Origin of the sequence: Streptococcus sp. 11-4097 (genome assembly GCF_018215285.2) — a bacterium.
In the GTDB taxonomy this organism is placed as follows: Bacteria; Bacillota; Bacilli; order Lactobacillales; family Streptococcaceae; genus Streptococcus.
On record NZ_CP185262.1, the window covers coordinates 756,414 to 775,532 of the forward strand.

At 40.9% G+C, this 19,119-nt stretch carries 15 protein-coding genes; 14 read left to right on the forward strand and 1 reads right to left on the reverse strand.

The window, feature by feature from the left end; all coding sequences use genetic code 11:
- Positions 1 to 2: 2 nt before the first annotated feature.
- Complete coding sequence (locus KB197_RS03850; protein ID WP_212573967.1) at positions 3 to 1,448, reverse strand: UDP-N-acetylmuramoyl-L-alanyl-D-glutamate--L-lysine ligase; 1,446 nt, start codon at positions 1,446 to 1,448, stop codon at positions 3 to 5.
- Between the two features lie 105 nt (positions 1,449 to 1,553).
- Here KB197_RS03850 and KB197_RS03855 point away from each other — a divergent pair, with 105 nt between their 5' ends.
- The 14 genes from KB197_RS03855 (at position 1,554) to KB197_RS03920 (ending at position 19,083) form a co-directional block, all read left to right on the forward strand.
- Complete coding sequence (locus tag KB197_RS03855) at positions 1,554 to 3,179, forward strand: polysaccharide biosynthesis protein (protein WP_212573968.1); 1,626 nt, start codon at positions 1,554 to 1,556, stop codon at positions 3,177 to 3,179.
- A gap of 191 nt (positions 3,180 to 3,370) precedes the next feature.
- A complete protein-coding gene (locus KB197_RS03860) occupies positions 3,371 to 5,329 on the forward strand; it encodes a peptide ABC transporter substrate-binding protein (protein WP_212573969.1) in 1,959 nt (652 codons plus the stop codon).
- A 315-nt stretch (positions 5,330 to 5,644) separates the two neighbouring features.
- On the forward strand, positions 5,645 to 6,100 hold the full coding sequence (locus tag KB197_RS03865; RefSeq protein WP_212573970.1) for a hypothetical protein: 456 nt from the start codon (positions 5,645 to 5,647) through the stop codon (positions 6,098 to 6,100).
- Positions 6,101 to 6,371: 271 nt separating this feature from the next.
- A complete protein-coding gene (locus tag KB197_RS03870; protein WP_212573971.1) occupies positions 6,372 to 7,466 on the forward strand; it encodes a cystathionine gamma-synthase in 1,095 nt (364 codons plus the stop codon).
- A 7-nt stretch (positions 7,467 to 7,473) separates the two neighbouring features.
- Entirely contained in the window at positions 7,474 to 8,640 is a 1,167-nt protein-coding gene (locus KB197_RS03875) for a MalY/PatB family protein (RefSeq protein ID WP_212573972.1), read from the forward strand.
- A gap of 92 nt (positions 8,641 to 8,732) precedes the next feature.
- Positions 8,733 to 11,831 (forward strand): DEAD/DEAH box helicase, encoded by a 3,099-nt coding sequence (locus tag KB197_RS03880; protein ID WP_212573973.1) that lies wholly within the window; start codon positions 8,733 to 8,735, stop codon positions 11,829 to 11,831.
- 47 nt (positions 11,832 to 11,878) lie between these two features.
- A complete protein-coding gene (locus KB197_RS03885) occupies positions 11,879 to 12,496 on the forward strand; it encodes a hypothetical protein (RefSeq protein ID WP_033685366.1) in 618 nt (205 codons plus the stop codon).
- 10 nt (positions 12,497 to 12,506) lie between these two features.
- The gene (gene murC, locus KB197_RS03890; protein ID WP_020902223.1) at positions 12,507 to 13,841 is read left to right on the forward strand and encodes a UDP-N-acetylmuramate--L-alanine ligase; all 1,335 of its coding nucleotides are present in this window, start codon (positions 12,507 to 12,509) and stop codon (positions 13,839 to 13,841) included.
- 9 nt (positions 13,842 to 13,850) lie between these two features.
- On the forward strand, positions 13,851 to 14,312 hold the full coding sequence (locus KB197_RS03895; RefSeq protein WP_049493243.1) for a GNAT family N-acetyltransferase: 462 nt from the start codon (positions 13,851 to 13,853) through the stop codon (positions 14,310 to 14,312).
- The gene (locus tag KB197_RS03900) at positions 14,309 to 14,803 is read left to right on the forward strand and encodes a GNAT family N-acetyltransferase (protein WP_049493242.1); all 495 of its coding nucleotides are present in this window, start codon (positions 14,309 to 14,311) and stop codon (positions 14,801 to 14,803) included. The genes KB197_RS03895 and KB197_RS03900 overlap by 4 nt, the downstream gene beginning before the upstream one ends.
- Positions 14,804 to 14,882: 79 nt before the next feature.
- Positions 14,883 to 16,589: an endolytic transglycosylase MltG gene (mltG, locus tag KB197_RS03905; RefSeq protein WP_212573974.1), complete on the forward strand. Its 1,707-nt coding sequence runs from the start codon at positions 14,883 to 14,885 to the stop codon at positions 16,587 to 16,589.
- Between the two features lie 60 nt (positions 16,590 to 16,649).
- Complete coding sequence (gene greA, locus KB197_RS03910) at positions 16,650 to 17,132, forward strand: transcription elongation factor GreA (RefSeq protein ID WP_000818750.1); 483 nt, start codon at positions 16,650 to 16,652, stop codon at positions 17,130 to 17,132.
- Positions 17,133 to 17,207: 75 nt separating this feature from the next.
- On the forward strand, positions 17,208 to 18,572 hold the full coding sequence (locus KB197_RS03915; RefSeq protein WP_064276525.1) for an amino acid permease: 1,365 nt from the start codon (positions 17,208 to 17,210) through the stop codon (positions 18,570 to 18,572).
- A 100-nt stretch (positions 18,573 to 18,672) separates the two neighbouring features.
- On the forward strand, positions 18,673 to 19,083 hold the full coding sequence (locus KB197_RS03920) for a GNAT family N-acetyltransferase (RefSeq protein ID WP_212573975.1): 411 nt from the start codon (positions 18,673 to 18,675) through the stop codon (positions 19,081 to 19,083).
- Positions 19,084 to 19,119 lie beyond the last annotated feature (36 nt).

A 19,119-nucleotide genomic window follows, 5' to 3' on the forward strand; every position in this document is an offset into this window, starting at 1 on the left:
TCTTATAAATAATTTTCTGCGACTGCTGCATCTCCAGGATAGGCTTCTTTCTTTCCTTGGACGATTTGGTAGCAATCGGCTCCCTTACCGGCGATAATAACTGCATCTAATTCGTGATTTGTGATAGTCATAGCTGCCTTGATGGCTTCTTGGCGATCGGCAATTTTTTCAACAGGATGGCTGATATAGCTACTAATTTCATCTGCAATGGCCATTGGGTCCTCATAGTTGGGGTCATCAGCAGTCAGAAAGACTTGAATCTCAGGGTGTTGATTGAGGAGGAGGCCAAAGTCCTTACGACGGCTTTCTCCCTTGTTTCCTGTCGAACCTAACACCAGAGCAATCTTTCCAGTTTGATGAGTTTCAACCACATTGATTAGTTTTTTGAGACTATCACCATTGTGGGCATAGTCGATGAAAACCTTGGCGCCATTTTTCTGAGTCAGGACTTCCATGCGACCAGGAACTCGGGTTGAAGCGATTCCTTTTTTGATGTCCTCAAGACTAGCTCCGAGACGGAGACAAGCAAGTCCAGCAGCAACTGCATTTTCTTGGTTGAAGTGACCAATTAGTTGGATATCATAGTCTCCAGCTAATTTCCCTGTAGCTGAGAAGCTAAAGGCTTTGGAATTTTCGATTTGGTTTTCAGACTGACTACCATAGAAATCATGGTCTTGATCTGCCACTTGTTCCTTTAAGACAGAAAAATGGTCCATGTCACTATTAATGATGACTGCTCGGCTATTTTTCATTAAGAGGCGTTTGTGGTAGAAGTAGTCTTCAAAACTAGGGTGTTCAATCGGGCCGATATGGTCTGGGCTGATATTGAGGAAAACTCCCACATCAAATGTTAGACCATAGACACGTTTGACCAGATAGGCTTGACTAGATACCTCCATGATGAGGTGGGTGCGGTCATTTTGCACAGCCTGATTCATCATATCAAAGAGGTCAATACTCTCAGGGGTTGTTAATGCAGACTTAAAGAAAGTCTTGCCATCTAAAGTTGTATTCATAGTCGAGAGCATAGCCGGTCGATTTCCTTGAGATAAAATGTTATAGGCAAAATAGGCTGCTGTTGTCTTACCCTTGGTTCCAGTGAAAGCAAGCAGTTTGAGTTTTTCCTGTGGATTTCCATAAAATTCCATAGCTACCAAACTCATGGCTTTCTTGATATCACTGACGATAATGACAGGAATACCAACCTCGTAGTCTTTTTCAGCCACATACCAGCCTAGGCCTTGAGAGATGGCTGAAAGCAGAAATTCTTTCTTAAAGGCAGCGCCCTTAACGAAAAAGAGGCTCTTCTCTTTGGCTTTACGGCTGTCATAGCAGATGGTGTCAAACACGACATGGCTGTAATTGTAGTGGTAGTGTCCTTGGTCTATAATCTCACGGAAGAGACCATCGTTCTTTAAAATATCTAATACGGTTTCAATCTTAATCATACTTTCTATTGTAAACCGAAAGTCGTAAATTTACAAGTGACAAGGAAAAGTTTATAATGGAAGATAAGGAATTTTTCCTAGTTATTAAAATTAAATGAGGAATCTATGTCTAACGAAAACAATCACCAGCAGGCCCAGATGTTACGGGGGACTGCTTGGCTAACGGCTAGTAACTTTATCAGTCGCCTACTCGGGGCTATTTATATTATCCCCTGGTATATCTGGATGGGGTCCTATGCGGCTACAGCAAATGGCCTCTTTACCATGGGCTACAATATCTATGCCTGGTTCTTGCTGGTTTCAACAGCAGGTATTCCGGTTGCGGTGGCTAAGCAAGTGGCCAAGTACAATACCATGCGAGAAGAAGAGCATAGCTTTGCCCTGATTCGGAGCTTTTTAGGCTTTATGACGGGGCTAGGTCTGGTCTTTGCACTAGTCTTGTATCTCTTTGCTCCTTGGCTAGCAGACTTATCGGGTGTGGGGAAAGACTTGATCCCCATCATGCAGAGCTTGGCTTGGGCGGTCTTGATTTTCCCATCTATGAGTGTTATCCGAGGTTTCTTCCAAGGGATGAATAACCTGAAACCTTATGCCATGAGCCAAATCGCTGAGCAGGTCATTCGTGTTATCTGGATGCTCTTGGCTACCTTCATGATTATGAAAATGGGTTCAGGAGATTATCTAGCAGCGGTTACCCAATCCACCTTTGCTGCCTTTGTCGGTATGGTAGCCAGTTTTGCAGTTTTGATTTATTTCCTTGCCAAAGAAGGCTTACTCAAAAGAGTCCTTGAAACAGGAGATAAGATTAATAGTAAGCGTCTTTTGGTTGATACCATTAAGGAAGCCATTCCTTTTATCCTGACAGGGTCTGCTATCCAGCTTTTCCAGATTTTGGACCAGATGACCTTTATCAATAGTATGAGTTGGTTTACCAACTATAGTAATGAAGACTTGGTTGTCATGTTTTCTTATTTCTCTGCCAATCCTAATAAAATCACTATGATTTTGATTTCTGTTGGGGTTTCGATTGGGAGTGTCGGTTTGCCGCTTTTGACTGAAAACTATGTCAAGGGAGACTTGAAGGCAGCTTCTCGGCTAGTTCAGGACAGCATTACCATGCTTTTCTTATTCTTGCTGCCAGCAACGATTGGAGTGGTTATGGTAGGAGAACCTCTCTATACTGTCTTCTATGGTAAGCCAGATAGTTTGGCCATGGGCTTGTTTGTCTTTGCAGTTTTGCAGTCTACCATTTTAGGTTTGTACATGGTCTTGTCTCCCATGCTTCAAGCCATGTTCCGCAATCGCAAGGCAGTTCTCTATTTTATCTATGGTTCCATTGCAAAGCTGGTCTTGCAACTTCCAACCATCGCTCTCTTCCACAGTTATGGACCTTTGATTTCAACAACCATTGGTCTCATTATTCCTAATGTTTTGATGTATCGGGATATTTGTAAAGTAACTGGTGTTAAGCGCAAGGTGATTTTGAAGCGAACCATTTTAATCAGTTTGTTAACTCTTTTCATGTTTCTAGTAGTTGGGACATTGCAGTGGATTTTAGGATTTGTTTTCCAACCAAGTGGACGTTTGTGGAGTTTCCTATACGTAGCTCTTGTCGGTGCCATGGGGGGAGGAGTTTACGGATTCTTGAGTCTTCGTACCCGTCTATTAGACAAGGTGATTGGACAAGCCCAAGCTAATCGCCTAAGAGCAAAATTAAGAATTTCTCAATAATTTTTTATAAATAAAAGGGATAATTTGAACATTTCTATCATGGAATGCTTAAATTATTCTCTTTTTTATTATTTTGTAGAATAATTTCTATAGTTTGTAGATGTAATGATTAATTTTTTCAAAAAATCTATTGACTAAATAAAACATGAGTTGTATAATAAGACAAATATTTAAATCAGGAGGTTCTGGAGATGAAAAAGTCTAAAGCCAAGTATGCAACGCTTGCAGGTATCGTTTTAAGTGCAGGTATTTTATTAAGCGCGTGTGGAAATTCTAGCACAGGGTCAAAAACATATAACTATGTTTATTCTAGCGATCCGTCAAGTTTTAACTATCTAGCAGAAAACCGTGCGACAACTAATGATATTATCACTAATCTGGTAGATGGTCTTATGGAAAATGACCAGTATGGGAACTATATTCCATCCTTGGCAGAGGATTGGAGTGTTTCTCAAGACGGTTTGACCTATACCTATAAACTGCGTAAAGATGCTAAATGGTATACTGCAGATGGAGATGAATATGCTCCTGTAACTGCTCAAGATTTTATAACTGGTCTTAAGTATGCAGCTGATAAAAAATCAGAAGCCTTGTACCTAGTTCAAGACTCTGTTGCTGGTTTGGATGACTATATCAACGGGAAAACAACTGACTTTTCAACTGTAGGTGTTAAGGCGATTGATGACCAAACTGTTCAATATACCTTGACACGACCAGAATCTTACTGGAATTCAAAAACAACATCAACCATTCTCTTCCCTGTTAACGCTGATTTCTTGAAATCAAAAGGTGATGATTTTGGGAAGGTAGACCCATCTAGCATATTGTACAATGGACCGTTCTTGATGAAATCCTTTGTTTCAAAATCTGTTATTGAATTCAAGAAAAATCCGAACTACTGGGATGCTAAAAATGTCTTTGTAGATGATGTGAAATTGGCCTATTATGATGGTAGTGACCAAGATGCACTAGCTCGTAACTTTGTCGAGGGAGCTTATAGCTACGCTCGTCTCTATCCAAATAGTTCAAGCTTTGAAGGGATTAAAGAAAAGAATAAGGATAATATCATCTATAGCTTGCAAGATGCCACTTCTTATTTCTTAAACTTTAACCTGGATAGAAAATCTTATAAATTCACTTCTAAGACAAGTGATGCTGAAAAGAAATCGACTCAGGAAGCGGTTCTTAATAAAAACTTCCGTCAAGCCATTAACTTTGCCTATGACCGTACAGCTTACGGGGCTCAATCCCAAGGAGAGGATGGTGCAACTAAGATTTTGCGTAACCTAGTCGTTCCTCCAAACTTCGTAAGTATCAATGGCAAAGACTTTGGTGAAGTAGTAGCCTCTAAGATGGTTAATTACGGTAAGGAATGGCAAGGAATTAACTTTGCAGATGCCCAAGATCCATACTACAATCCTGACAAAGCCAAGGCTAAATTTGCTGAAGCTAAGAAAGAACTCCAAGCTAAAGGAGTTCAATTCCCTATCCACTTAGATAAAACTGTAGATTTGACCAATAAGGCAGAAATTCAAGGAATCAATTCCATGAAACAATCAATTGAATCTGTCTTGGGGGCAGATAATGTTGTGATTGATGTTCACCAACTCTCTACTGAAGACTTTGATAATACAAGCTATTTAGCTCAGACTGCAGCTCAGAAGGATTATGATCTTTACAACGGTGGCTGGAGCGCAGACTATCAAGATCCATCAAGCTACCTTGATATTTTTAATATTAATTCTGGTGGAGTGTTGCAAAATCTAGGTTTAGAACCAGGTGAAGCCAATGATAAGGCCAAGGCTGTTGGGCTAGATGTCTATACTCAAATGTTGGAAGAAGCCAATAAGGAGCAAGATCCAGCTAAACGTTATGAAAAATATGCAGATGCCCAAGCTTGGTTAGTAGATAGCTCTCTAGCAATTCCAAATGTTTCACTGGGTGGAACACCAACATTGAGAAAAATCGTTCCTTTCTCAACACCATATTCATTGGCTGGTAATAAAGGGGTTGAATCATATAAATACCTCAAATTACAAGATAAGACAGTTACAAAAGACGAATATGAAAAAGCCAAAGAAAAATGGTTGAAAGAAAAAGAAGAATCTAATAAAAAGGCCCAAGAAGAATTAGCAAAACATGTGAAATAGGGATTTTTCAAGAAAAACGATGGTTTCGAAGGAAACTGTCGTTTTTTAATAGAATGATGGCAAATTTGGAAGAAAAGTGCTTACATTTTTTAATTGGTTTATTAAATTTATGTTATAATGAATATAACAAAAACGTGAGAAACTATTTTCGAAAGTCTCTTCCAGCGTTAATGGAAGTATGCACATGCTAGGGTAATGTTATAGGAGGGATGCTATCTACTGTAAAAGTAAGATAAAACGCAACAAATGATAAGTCCTTCTTTTATACGAAGAGTGCTTATCTGCCTATTTACTAATAGTTATGGAGGTAAGGTCATGGGCGCTATTATGGAGTTTGCAACAGAAAAACAGATTGAATCATTTCTTTCAACTTGCCACATTGAAGGGCAAAAGAATTTTCTGATGGCTTTCAAGAAAAAGACATGGCTGAAATCCTTTATTGATTTTTTCGTTATAGGTGGTTCCTACTACGTTCAGTCGAGTGTGAAGCCTAAGATTCTGGCATTCACACCAAAGGGTATCTACTTGATGGACATCAGTGATGTAACTGAAAATCGTTCTAATCAAGTCGTAGAGATACCTTGGAATGATGTTAAAGATTTTACTTATCAAACAGTCTTGAATACAGTTAGGCTGAACTGGAACTATAAAAATGAATCCTTTATTTTTTCTGTGGATGTCGGTCAGATTAGTCAGCATGTGGGTCAGTATCAATTTAACAAAGACCATTATGACTATTTAGCCCAACACGATTTCTTTCAGTCGAAATAAAACTCTAGTAATCATCGTTACAAAAGAATCTGGAAGCTTTTCTGGATTCTTTTTAGCTTTACTAGCTAATACTCAATGAAAATCAAAGAGCAAACTAGGAAGCTAGCCGCAAGCTGTACTTGAGTACGGTAAGGCGACGCTGACATGGTTTGAATTTGATTTTCGAAGAGTATAAGTCTATAGTTTAAAACTATAACCAGCTCTTGAAAAGAAGAAAATGAGTTGATGAAAATAAGTGGTACAATAGTTACTATAGATTTGGAGGTATTGTATGAGCAAGGAATTACACATTAACACAATTTTGGCCCAGGCGGGCATTAAAACAGATGAAGCGACAGGAGCTTTGGTGACACCGCTTCATTTTTCAACGACCTATCAGCATCCAGAGTTTGGTAAATCTACTGGATTTGACTATACGCGCACTAAAAACCCAACTCGTAGTAAGGCGGAAGAAGTCTTGGCGGCTATCGAGTCAGCAGACTATGCCCTAGCGACTAGCTCAGGGATGTCAGCTATTGTACTGGCCTTTAGCGTTTTTCCAGTAGGAAGTAAGGTCTTGGCTGTCCGTGACCTTTATGGTGGTTCTTTCCGCTGGTTCAATCAAGTGGAGCAGGAAGGCCGTTTCCATTTTACCTATGCCAATACAGAAGAAGAGTTGATTGCCGAGTTAGAAAAGGACGTGGATGTTCTCTATATCGAAACCCCAACCAACCCTTTGATGTTGGAATTTGATATCGAAAAACTAGCAAAATTAGCTCATGCTAAGGGTGCCAAAGTGGTGGTGGACAATACCTTCTACAGCCCTATCTACCAACGTCCGATTGAAGATGGAGCAGATATCGTTCTCCATTCAGCAACCAAGTATCTGGCAGGCCACAATGATGTCTTGGCTGGAGTGGTTGTGACCAATAGTGTAGAACTATACGAAAAGCTTTTCTACAATCTCAATACGACAGGGGCAGTCTTGTCTCCATTTGACAGTTATCAATTGATTCGTGGTCTCAAGACTCTGTCTCTTCGTATGGAACGTTCAACAGCCAATGCTCAAGAAGTGGTTGCCTTTTTGAAGGATTCTTCAGCAGTCAAGGAAGTTCTCTATACTGGTCGTGGAGGGATGATTTCCTTTAAAGTAGCGGATGAAACACGCATTCCTCATATTTTGAACAGTCTCAAGGTTTTCTCTTTTGCAGAAAGTTTGGGTGGGGTGGAAAGTCTCATTACTTATCCAACGACACAAACTCATGCCGATATTCCAGCAGAAGTGCGCCATTCTTATGGTTTGACAGACGATCTCTTGCGCTTGTCAATTGGGATTGAGGATGCTAGAGATTTGATTGCAGATTTGCGCCAAGCATTAGAAGGATAAGATAAAGATGGGAAAATATGATTTTACAAGCCTGCCCAATCGTTTAGGGCACCATACCTATAAATGGAAAGAGGCGGAAACGGATAGCGAAGTCTTGCCAGCTTGGATAGCGGATATGGACTTTGTAGTCTTGCCTGAAATCCGCCAAGCCGTGCAAACTTACGCTGATCAACTGGTTTATGGCTATACCTATGCCAGTGAAGAGTTAATTAAGGAAGTTCAAAAGTGGGAAGCTACACAACATGGTTATCACTTTGACAAAGAGGCTCTTGTCTTTATCGAGGGTGTGGTACCGGCCATCTCAACAGCTATTCAAGCCTTTACAAAAGAAGGCGAGGCTGTTTTGATTAACACGCCTGTCTATCCACCTTTTGCTCGCAGTGTCAAGTTGAACAATCGTAGATTGATTACCAATTCTTTGGTGGAAAAGGATGGTCTGTTTGAGATTGACTTTGACCAACTGGAGAAGGATTTGGTGGAAGAGGATGTCAAACTTTATATCCTCTGCAACCCTCACAATCCTGGTGGACGTGTTTGGGAAAAAGAAGTCTTGGAAAAGATTGGCCAACTCTGCCAGAAACACGGTGTTTTCTTGGTTTCGGACGAGATTCACCAAGATTTGGCCCTCTTTGGTCACAAACACCATTCTTTCAATACCATTAATCCTGCCTTCAAAGATTTTGCGATTGTCTTGAGCAGTGCCACTAAAACCTTTAATATTGCGGGGACAAAAAATTCCTATGCAGTCATTGAAAATCCTAAGTTGAGACTGGCTTACCAGAAACGCCAGTTGGCCAATAATCAACATGAAATTTCAGGCTTGGGTTATTTGGCGACAGAAGCTGCCTATCGATATGGGAAGGATTGGCTAGAGGAACTTAAGCAAGTCTTTGAAGACCACATCAATTATGTGGTGGATTTATTTGGTAAAGAGACTAAAATCAAGGTTATGAAACCGCAAGGAACCTACTTGATTTGGCTTGATTTTTCAGCCTATGACCTGACTGATGAAAGATTGCAAGAGCTGTTGAGAAATGAAGCTAAGGTTATCCTCAACCGTGGTTTGGATTTTGGGGAGGAAGGAAGTCTCCATGCCCGCCTCAATGTAGCCATGCCTAAACCTCTGTTGCAAGAAGTTTGTCAGCGGATTGTGGCGACTTTTGCCAAACTTTAATAATCCAGCCTTCTAGGAGAAAAGTCTTCCTAGGAGGCTATTTTCATAGAGGAAAATATGGTATAATAAAAAGATAAGGTAAAGGTAGAAATATGGCTAAATTGATTCCGGGGAAAGTCCGTATCGAAGGCGTTGCCCTTTATGAAACTGGTAAAGTTGACATCATCAAGGAAAAGAACAATCGGCTCTACGCTCGCGTTGCAGAAGAAGAACTGCGCTATAGTTTAGAGGATGATTTGGTTTTTTGTGCCTGCGATTTTTTCCAAAAGAGGGGCTACTGTGTGCACTTGGCGGCGCTGGAGCATTTTCTGAAAAATGATGAGCGTGGTCAGGAAATCTTGCAAAGTCTGGAAGAAGGTCATGAAGAAAAAGAGGCCGTTGAAACCAAGGTAACCTTGGGTGGCAAATTTTTGGACCGAATCTTGCCTCCAAAAGCAGAACGTGCCTATGAATTATCGGCTGTGGGGCAAGTGGAAGCAGGAACCAATCATATCTTGTGGACCCTTAGAATCGGGCAAATCAATAGCCAAAAATACTATGTCATTCGGGACATTCCACTCTTTTTAAGGGTTGTCGAGCAGAGAAAACCTTATATGATTGGTAAGACCTATGAGGAGTCTCTGTCTTGGGAAGCCTTTGATGAAGCCAGCCAAGAACTTCTTACTTTCTTGCGCGGACTAACGGAGGAAGGACTGACTCCAGACCTCTTTTTCCAAAATCAAGGCCGACACCTTTTTTTCCCTCTGACCTTTTTTGAGCAGGGTGTGAATTTACTGATGACCCTGCCCCATTTTCAATTTGACCATCAAGTAGATAGTTACCAAACCCTGCTTTTTCAAGATATGAATGCGGATGCCAATCTATTTGCCTTTACAGTAACAGAATACTCTGACTATTTTGAAATGGAAATCAGCGAGAGCCCTAGGGTCAATGTCTTTTATCAGGGGACTGTACTTTTCCATAAAGGACAGGTTTATTTTCTAACAGACCAGCAGGTGCGTCTTCTCAAAGAAATCAAAACGCTGCCTGTGGATCAACACGGAAAGAAATACCTGCAATTTGATAGCAGTGACCGCGATAAATTGGCTTCCTGTCTAACTCTCTTTGGCCAGATGGGCACTGTTTCAGCTCCAGAACGCTTACAAATCAAAACTTTTGCTCCCTCTTTTTACTTTGACAGGGAAGAGGATAACCGGATTCGTCTAAAAATTCAGTTTGATTATGGAGACAGCCAGGTCTCTAGCCGACAAGCGCTGGAAGAATTGCCATTTTCGAGTGATGCTGACTTAGAAGAAAGAGTTTTCCAAGTCTGTTTGGCTGCGGGCTTTGAAGCAGATTTTCAATCTTGGCGTCAGGCCGTAAAAGCGGAATCTGTCTATCATTTCTTCCATGAAATCATTCCAGTATTTGAAAAACTCGGAAATGTTGAGCTATCAGACAAGTTAGAAGAGCTTTATAGTTTAGCAAGTCCTCAAGTGCAGATTGCTTCCAAGGGAGGTCTCTTGGAAATCCAGTTTGATTTTCAAGATATTGCCCAAGAGGAAATCGACCAAGCCATGCAGGCCTTGGTTGCCAACCAAGATTTTTACATTGATTCCTCCAATCAAGTCTACTTTTTCGATGACGAAACCAAGAAAATTCGCCAAAATCTACAGGAACTAGGACAGTTTGAATTAAAAGATGGGACCTTGCAGGCTCGAAAATCCTTGGCCTATAGTTTAGCTCATCTTTTTGAAGGGCGTGACCGTGTTTCTTTTTCACAAGAATTCCAGAATTTGGCCCAGGATTTAACGCATCCAGAGGACTTCCCACGACAAGCAACTCAGGTTCAGGCTGATTTACGAGATTATCAGGAAAAGGGAATCGGCTGGCTGCAAATGCTCCACCATTATGGTTTTGGTGGGATTTTGGCTGATGATATGGGACTTGGTAAAACCCTTCAGACCATTGCTTTTTTGACCAGTCAGGTGACAAAAGAAAGTCGGGTTTTGATTTTAGCTCCGTCAGGTTTGATTTACAACTGGGCAGATGAGTTTCAGAAATTTGCCCCACAGTTGGATGTGGCTGTTGTTCATGGCTTGAAAGCTAGTCGTGAAGAGATTCTTGCTGAGAGCCATCAAATCTATGTGACGAGTTATGCTACCTTCCGTCAGGACAGTGAGCTTTATCAGGGGATGGCCTTTGACTTCCTTTTCTTAGATGAGGCTCAGGTCATGAAAAATGCCCAAACTAAGATTGCCCAGACCTTGAGACAATTTGTGGTGCCGTCAGTTTTTGCCTTGTCAGGAACTCCGATTGAAAACCATCTGGGTGAACTGTGGTCTATTTTCCAAATCGTCATGCCAGGACTTTTGCCAAGCAAGAAAGAATTTATGAAATTGCCAGCTGAGCGCGTTGCTCAGTTTATCAAACCTTTCGTGATGCGACGTAAGAAAGAAGAAGTTCTGACTGAATTACCAGACTTAATCGAAGTGGTTTATAAAAATGAACTGGAAGACCAGCAAAAGGCTATTTACCTAGCCCAGTTGCAACAGATGCGAGACCGTCTGGCTCAAGTGTCAGATCAGGAATTTCAGCGAAGTCGTGTGGAAATCTTGTCTGGTCTGATGCGCTTGCGTCAAATCTGTGACACTCCTGCCCTCTTTATGGAAGATTATCAGGGAGCCAGTGGCAAACTAGATAGTCTTCGAGACCTGCTACTACAGGTGGCAGACGGCGGACACCGTGTCTTGATTTTCTCGCAGTTCAAGGGAATGTTGGAGAAAATTGAACAAGAATTGCCAGACTTGGGCTTGACTTCCTTTAAAATTACCGGTTCGACCCCAGCCAAGGAAAGACAAGATATGACCAAAGCCTTTAACCAAGGGGAAAGAGATGCCTTTCTGATTTCCCTCAAGGCTGGTGGTGTCGGTCTGAATCTGACAGGTGCTGATACGGTTATTTTGGTTGACCTTTGGTGGAATCCTGCGGTGGAAGCGCAAGCTATTGGCCGTGCCCATCGGATAGGTCAGGAAGAAACGGTTGAGGTTTATCGCTTAGTGACCAGGGGAACCATTGAAGAAAAAATTCAGGAACTCCAAGAACAAAAGAAACATCTAGTGTCACAAGTATTGGATGGAACAGAGTCACGTGGCAGTCTCAGCCTAGCAGAAATTAGAGAAATTTTGGGAATTTCTGAAGCCAGCACTTGAAAAATCAAGACAATACGCTATAATGAAGTGTTGAAAGGAAATAGAAAATGAGAGAAGAACGATTTCCATTGGTGTCAGATGATGAGGTCATGCTGACTGAAATGCCGGTTATGGATCTCTACGATGAATCTGATTTTATCAGTAATATTAAGGGAGAATACCGTGATAAGAATTATCTGGAGTGGGCCCCTATTACTGAAGAAAAACCAGCAAAACCGATTGAAAAGCCAGTAGAGAAACCTAAGAAGTCTGGTTTAGGAGTTAAAAAAGAAGGAAAAAGCTATGCGGAGGTGGCGCGTGAAGAAGCGCGTGCGGACTTGAAAAAGAAACGCTCAGCAAGTTATCTGACTAAGGATATTACTCCTACAAGACGCCATTCTCAGCCAAATTTGGTTAGACAGGGCAATCAACCTACCGCGCCTTTCCAAAAGGAAAATCCTGGTGAATTTGTCAAATATAGTCAAAAATTGACCCAGTCTCATTACATCTTGGCGGAAGAAGTGAACAATATTTCGACTCAAGCTGAGCCAAAAGAAAATTCAGGCCCAAAGAAAAACAACTATGATTTTCTGAAAAAGAGCCAAATCTACAATAAAAAGAATCAACAAAAAGAACAAGAACGTCAGGTTGCCCAAGAGTTGAATCTGACAAGAATTACGGAATAGGGGAGAAAACATGTCAAAGACATATCATTTTATCGGAATTAAGGGATCAGGTATGAGTGCCTTGGCCTTGATGTTGCACCAAATGGGGCATAAGGTACAGGGTTCAGATGTTGAAAAGTATTACTTTACTCAACGTGGTCTTGAGCAGGCAGGAATTACTATTCTTCCTTTTGATGAAAAGAACCTAGACGGTGATATGGAAATTATCGCTGGAAATGCCTTCCGTCCAGATAACAACGTCGAAATTGCCTATGCGGATCAAAATGGTATCAGCTACAAACGTTACCATGAGTTTCTAGGTAGCTTTATGCGTGACTTTGTTAGCATGGGAGTAGCAGGAGCGCATGGAAAAACTTCAACGACAGGTATGTTGTCTCATGTCTTGTCTCATATCACAGACACTAGCTTCTTGATTGGGGATGGGACCGGTCGTGGTTCAGCCAATGCCAAATATTTTGTCTTTGAATCTGACGAATATGAGCGTCACTTCATGCCTTACCACCCAGAATACTCTATTATCACCAACATTGACTTTGACCATCCAGACTATTTCACAAGTCTAGAGGATGTTTTCAATGCCTTTAACGACTATGCTAAACAAATTACCAAAGGTTTGTTTATCTACGGTGAAGATGCTGAATTGCGTAAGATTACGTCTGATGCTCCGATTTATTATTATGGTTTTGAAGCAGAAGGTAATGACTTTGTTGCTAGTGATCTTCTTCGTTCAACAACTGGTTCAACCTTCACAGTTCATTTCCGTGGTCAAGAATTAGGGCAATTCCATATTCCAACCTTTGGTCGACACAATATCATGAATGCGACAGCCGTTATTGGATTGCTTTACACAGCAGGATTTGATTTGAACTTGGTGCGTGAACACTTGAAAACATTTGCCGGTGTTAAGCGTCGTTTCACTGAGAAAATTGTCAATGACACGGTGATTATCGATGACTTTGCTCACCATCCAACAGAAATTATTGCGACCTTGGATGCGGCGCGTCAAAAATACCCAAGCAAGGAAATTGTTGCAGTCTTCCAACCGCATACTTTTACAAGAACCATTGCCTTGTTGGACGAATTTGCCCACGCTTTGAACCAAGCGGATGCTGTTTATCTAGCCCAAATTTATGGATCTGCTCGTGAAGTAGACCATGGTGATGTTAAGGTAGAAGACCTAGCCAATAAAATCAATAAGAAACACCAAGTGATCACTGTTGAAAATGTTTCTCCACTCCTTGACCATGACAATGCTGTCTATGTCTTTATGGGAGCAGGAGATATCCAAACCTATGAATACTCATTTGAGCGCCTCTTGTCTAACTTGACAAGCAATGTTCAATAGGATTTTCCCATGGAAATTCCAATTAAGATCATTCAGGCAAGTAAGTCTGATTTGGCTGAGGTAGAGACACTTCAGGCCTCATCTTTTCCAGCTGAAAAGCAGCAACCTTCCCATATTTTAGAAGAAAGTATCCGTAAGTGTACGGATACCTTTCTTCTAGCTAGGGATGAAAATCAACTTTTAGGCTATATTCTATCAAGTCCCCAGTTAGACAATCCGCAATGTCTAAAAGTACATTCTTTAGTCATTGATACTGACCATCAGAGACAGGGCTTGGGAACGCTTCTTCTTGCGGCTTTAAAAGAGATGGCAGTTGAGCTGGATTACAAAGCTATTCGTTTGGAGAGTCCTGATGAACTGCTTTCCTATTTTGAAATGAACGGTTTTATTGATGAAGAAACTTCCCTTTATGCAGCTAGCCAGGGTTATAGTATGATTTGGTTTAATCCTTTTTATCTGGAGGTACAATGAAGATCAGACAAGCAAAATTAGAAGATTTGGATTGGATTGTTGAGATTGAACTAGAGAATTTCTCGGTAGAAGAAGCTATTCCTCGATCTGTCTTTGAGGCACATTTGCGAGAAATTCAGACCTCCTTTCTGGTTGCAGAAAAAGAGGGCAGAATCATGGGGTATATAGAAGGGCCAGTTGCCCCTCACCGCTATCTGCAAGACCAGTCTTTTACAGAAGACATAAAAGACTATAGTCATGAACGGGGTGGCTATATCTCTGTGACCTGTCTCTCTATTGCCAAGGAAGCACAGGGCCGTGGACTTGGTCAGAAATTACTAATAGCCTTGAAAGAGTTGGCTCTTGAACACGAAAGAGAAGGTATTAACCTAACCTGTCATGACTATCTCATCTCCTACTACGAAAAACATGGATTTGTCAATGAAGGCCAGTCCCAATCAACCTTTGCAGGAGAAACATGGTATGATATGGTCTGGGACGCTAAAAAATAAGCTAGAAAAGCATGCTAGGTTGCTTTTCTTTCGTTTTTAAGATATAATATTATGGATTGTCAACGAGGAGGATAAACTTTTGAGTGAAAAAACAAGAGAAGACGAAAAATTAAGCTTTAAAGAGCAAATTTTACGTGATTTAGAGAGAGTAAAAAAACAAGATAGAAGTGAGCAAGAAAACGAGATTACAAGTTTTGAAACTCCTTCATCTCAAGAAGATTCAGTAGTTCCTTCAACTCAGGAACATGAACCTTCAGCAGAAGAGTTGATGGCTAATTCTCTTTCTGTTGTGGATCAAATATTAAAGAATGCTCCTAGTGTTCCGTTACGTTCAAATGATATTTCGGATGAAATTGCAGCAAATGAAGAAGTTGCAGAATCTAAAGTTGAAGCGGCTGCTGAGCCTGTAGTTGAACCTGTAGAACCTATTTTTGAGCCAGTTCAACCAAAAGTAGAACCTGTAAAACTTAACGAAGACAAAGAATTTAACGAGATTCCAACAAAGGTTGCGGTGTCGTATAAAACAAGTAGACAACAGGAAGAAGTTAGTACTCCTGCAGTGGATAATGAGCTATCTGAGTCAGCTGAATCGGCAGATAGCCTAGGTTCAGTTCCTAGACGTAGTCGCCGTGAGACAGTTAAACCAGTTAAGAAGAAAAAATCACATTTGAAGGCATTCTTCATTTCTCTACTGATTTTCCTTGTCTTGATTTCGGCAGGTGGTTACTTCGGTTACCAGTATGTTCAATCATCTTTATTACCAGTTGATGCAAATTCTAAGGAATATGTAACGGTTCAAATCCCAGAGGGATCAAATGTCCAAGAAATCGGATCAACTCTTGAGCATTCTGGTGTGATTAAACACGGTGTGATTTTTGCTTTCTATGCAAAATATAAGAATTATTCAGATTTGAAGGCTGGATATTACAATTTGCAAAAGAGCATGAGTACAGAGGATATCATCAAGGAACTACAAAAAGGTGGTACAGCTCAGCCTCAAGAACCGTCACTTGCAGATTTGACCATTCCAGAAGGATATACCATTGATCAAATTGCCCAAGCTGTAGGCCAATTACAAGGTGAATTTAAAGAACCTTTGACAGCGGAAGCTTTCTTAGCTAAAGTGCAAGATGACAACTTTATCAGTAAAGAAGCTGCTAAATATCCAAACCTACTTGAAAGCTTGCCAACGAAAGAAAGTGGAGTTCGTTACCGTTTGGAAGGTTATCTTTTCCCAGCGACCTACTCTATCAAGGAAAGCACGACTATTGAAAGCTTGATTGATGAGATGTTGGCAGCCATGGATAAGACCTTGACTCCGCACTATAGTGCAATCAAGTCTAAAAACTTGACAGTTAATGAATTGCTAACAATTGCGTCACTTGTTGAAAAAGAAGGTGCTAAGACTGAAGACCGTAAGTTGATTGCAGGTGTCTTCTACAATCGTTTGAACCTTGGTATGCCACTTCAAAGCAATATTGCAATCTTGTATGCCCAAGGGAAGCTTGGCCAAAATATCAGCCTAGCAGACGATGCTGGAATTGACACATCAATTAATTCACCATACAATGTTTATACCAAACCTGGTTTGATGCCTGGTCCAGTAGATAGTCCAAGTCAGGACGCGATTGAAGCAAGTATCAACCAAACTAAGAGTGAGAACCTCTACTTTGTAGCCAATGTTACAGATGGTAAAGTCTATTACGCAGTTACACAGGAAGAACATGATCGTAATGTAGCTGAGCACGTCAATAGCAAGCTTACTCAAAATAGTAGTTCAAACTAAGACTACAAAAATGAGAATCTCAGATAGAGATTCAATACTATCGAAAGAAAGTTGAGAAAAATGGCAGAAAAAACATATCCTATGACCCTTGCGGAAAAGGAAAAACTTGAAAAAGAATTAGAAGAATTGAAATTGGTCCGCCGACCAGAAGTGGTAGAACGCATTAAGATTGCCCGTTCATATGGTGACCTTTCAGAAAACAGTGAGTACGAAGCAGCTAAGGATGAACAAGCCTTTGTCGAAGGACAAATCTCTAGCTTGGAAACAAAAATCCGTTATGCTGAAATCGTCAATAGTGACTCAGTTGCCCAAGACGAAGTAGCGATTGGTAAAACAGTTACTATCCAAGAAATTGGTGAGGACGAAGAAGAAGTTTATATTATCGTAGGTTCAGCTGGTGCGGATGCCTTTGCAGGTAAGGTTTCAAATGAAAGCCCAATTGGACAAGCCTTGATTGGCAAGAAAACAGGTGACACAGCAACCATTGAAACGCCTGTCGGTAGCTATGATGTAAAAATCTTAAAGGTTGAAAAAACAGCCTAAAAACAGAAAAAAGGAGTGGGGAGGCAGTGCGCTTCACTCACTCCTTTTTCCATTTTAAATTGAATTGGAGACGTTATGAGTTCAAAGAAGAAAAAAAATAAGATGGAGCGTGGTCTGACCAATCGTCACGTGCAGGTTATGGCCATCGCTGGAACAATCGGAACAGGACTCTTTTTGGGAGCAGGTCGCTCTATCAGCCTAACAGGTCCGTCCATTGTACTGATTTATATGATTACTGGAGCTTTCATGTTCCTCATGATGCGTGCTGTTGGGGAAATGCTCTACCAAGATCCTGAGCAACATACCTTTATCAACTTTATCACGCGCCATTTGGGTAAGGGCTGGGGCTATTTCTCAGTTTGGTCTTACTGGCTATCCGTTGTCTTTATCGGTATGGCAGAAATCACAGCTATCTCTCACTATGTTCAGTTCTGGTTCCCTAACTGGCCAAGTTGGATGATTGAGATTGGATTTTTGACCATTCTAGCCTTGGTCAATTTGATTGCGGTGAAGCTCTTTGGGGAAGTTGAGTTTTGGTTTGCTATGGTCAAGATTGTGGCTATTTTAGCCATGATTGCAACAGGAGTCTTTATGGTCTTGACAGGCTTTAAGACACCACATGGAGTAGCAAGTTTGGCTAATATCGCCGACAATTTCTCCCTCTTCCCAAATGGTGGAGTTAACTTTGTCATGGCCTTCCAGATGGTGTTCTTTGCCTACCTCATGATTGAGTTTATTGGGGTAACGACTTCAGAAACAAAAAATCCACGCCAGGTCTTGCCAAAAGCCGTTAAGGAAATTCCTTTGCGTATCGTCTTTTTCTATGGTGGAGCTCTCTTGGCCATTATGTCCATTATTCCTTGGCGTGAACTTGCATCAGCTGATTCTCCCTTTGTTACAGTGTTTGAATTGGCCGGTATCAAGTGGGCAGCTGCCTTGATTAACTTCGTCGTTTTGACGTCAGCAGCATCTGCTCTTAACTCAACCCTTTACTCAACAGGACGTCATTTGTATCAGATTGCCCATGATTCGCCAAATCCATTCTTAAAGGCTATTAAGGCAGATACTCTTTCTCGTCATAACGTGCCACAAAATGCCATCATCGCTTCAGCAATCTTGATTGCCCTAGCAGCCTTTATCAATGTCTTGCCAGGTGTTTCCGATGCCTTTGCCTTGATTACGGCATCATCATCAGGTGTCTATATCGCCATTTATATCTTGATTATGGTGGCTCACCTTAAATACCGCAAGTCACCAGACTTTATGGCGGATGGCTATCTCATGCCCCATTATCGTTTCTTAAATCCTTTAACCATGCTCTTCTTTGCCTTTGTCTTTGTAACCCTCTTTTTACAAGAGTCTACATTTGTAGGAGCAATCGGATCAGCTATCTGGATTATCGGTTTTGGTATTTATAGCCAGTGGAAATTTAGAAAATAGATTTGAAACTCATCAACTCAGGTTGGTGGGTTTTTGCTAGTTTGACAGTCTATTGAAATAAGACTATAATCAAGCTGTAACAGTATTTAAGGAGGTTTGGATGTACTTTAGATTGGAAAATAAAGAATCCCATAAATCACAAGAAATAGGGAATCTGATTCGTGTTTATAACCGTTCAAAAAGAGAAGAAGCTGAAAGTGAGCCACTTAATCTTTATGTCGAAGATGAAAAGGGCAATCTCCTGGCAGGTTTGATAGCAGAGACTTTTGGAAATTGGCTAGAGATCGAGTATTTATTTGTAAAAGAGGAACTGAGAGGGCAAGGAATCGGTTCAAAACTATTGCAGCAAGCAGAAACTGAAGCTAAGAATCGAAACTGTCGTTTTGCTTTTGTCAATACTTACCAGTTTCAAGCTCCAAATTTTTATAAAATGCATGGCTACAAGGAAGTCTTTGCTTTGCAAGACTATCCCTACACAGGAAAAAGATTTTATTACCAAAAAGATTTGTAAGGAGAATATGGAATCATAAAGCAAAGAGGGGGCTTG

Excerpts from the sequence above, each read along its gene's own strand:
- KB197_RS03855 (WP_212573968.1), top strand. The coding sequence starts at position 1,554 with ATGTCTAACGAAAACAATCACCAGCAGGCCCAGATGTTACGGGGGACT.
- KB197_RS03860 (WP_212573969.1), top strand. The coding sequence starts at position 3,371 with ATGAAAAAGTCTAAAGCCAAGTATGCAACGCTTGCAGGTATCGTTTTA.
- KB197_RS03880 (WP_212573973.1), top strand. The coding sequence starts at position 8,733 with ATGGCTAAATTGATTCCGGGGAAAGTCCGTATCGAAGGCGTTGCCCTT.
- KB197_RS03875 (WP_212573972.1), top strand. The coding sequence starts at position 7,474 with ATGGGAAAATATGATTTTACAAGCCTGCCCAATCGTTTAGGGCACCAT.
- KB197_RS03900 (WP_049493242.1), top strand. The coding sequence starts at position 14,309 with ATGAAGATCAGACAAGCAAAATTAGAAGATTTGGATTGGATTGTTGAG.
- KB197_RS03850 (WP_212573967.1), bottom strand. The coding sequence starts at position 1,448 with ATGATTAAGATTGAAACCGTATTAGATATTTTAAAGAACGATGGTCTC.
- greA (WP_000818750.1), top strand. The coding sequence starts at position 16,650 with ATGGCAGAAAAAACATATCCTATGACCCTTGCGGAAAAGGAAAAACTT.
- KB197_RS03865 (WP_212573970.1), top strand. The coding sequence starts at position 5,645 with ATGGGCGCTATTATGGAGTTTGCAACAGAAAAACAGATTGAATCATTT.
- KB197_RS03915 (WP_064276525.1), top strand. The coding sequence starts at position 17,208 with ATGAGTTCAAAGAAGAAAAAAAATAAGATGGAGCGTGGTCTGACCAAT.
- KB197_RS03920 (WP_212573975.1), top strand. The coding sequence starts at position 18,673 with ATGTACTTTAGATTGGAAAATAAAGAATCCCATAAATCACAAGAAATA.
- KB197_RS03870 (WP_212573971.1), top strand. The coding sequence starts at position 6,372 with ATGAGCAAGGAATTACACATTAACACAATTTTGGCCCAGGCGGGCATT.
- KB197_RS03895 (WP_049493243.1), top strand. The coding sequence starts at position 13,851 with ATGGAAATTCCAATTAAGATCATTCAGGCAAGTAAGTCTGATTTGGCT.
- KB197_RS03885 (WP_033685366.1), top strand. The coding sequence starts at position 11,879 with ATGAGAGAAGAACGATTTCCATTGGTGTCAGATGATGAGGTCATGCTG.
- murC (WP_020902223.1), top strand. The coding sequence starts at position 12,507 with ATGTCAAAGACATATCATTTTATCGGAATTAAGGGATCAGGTATGAGT.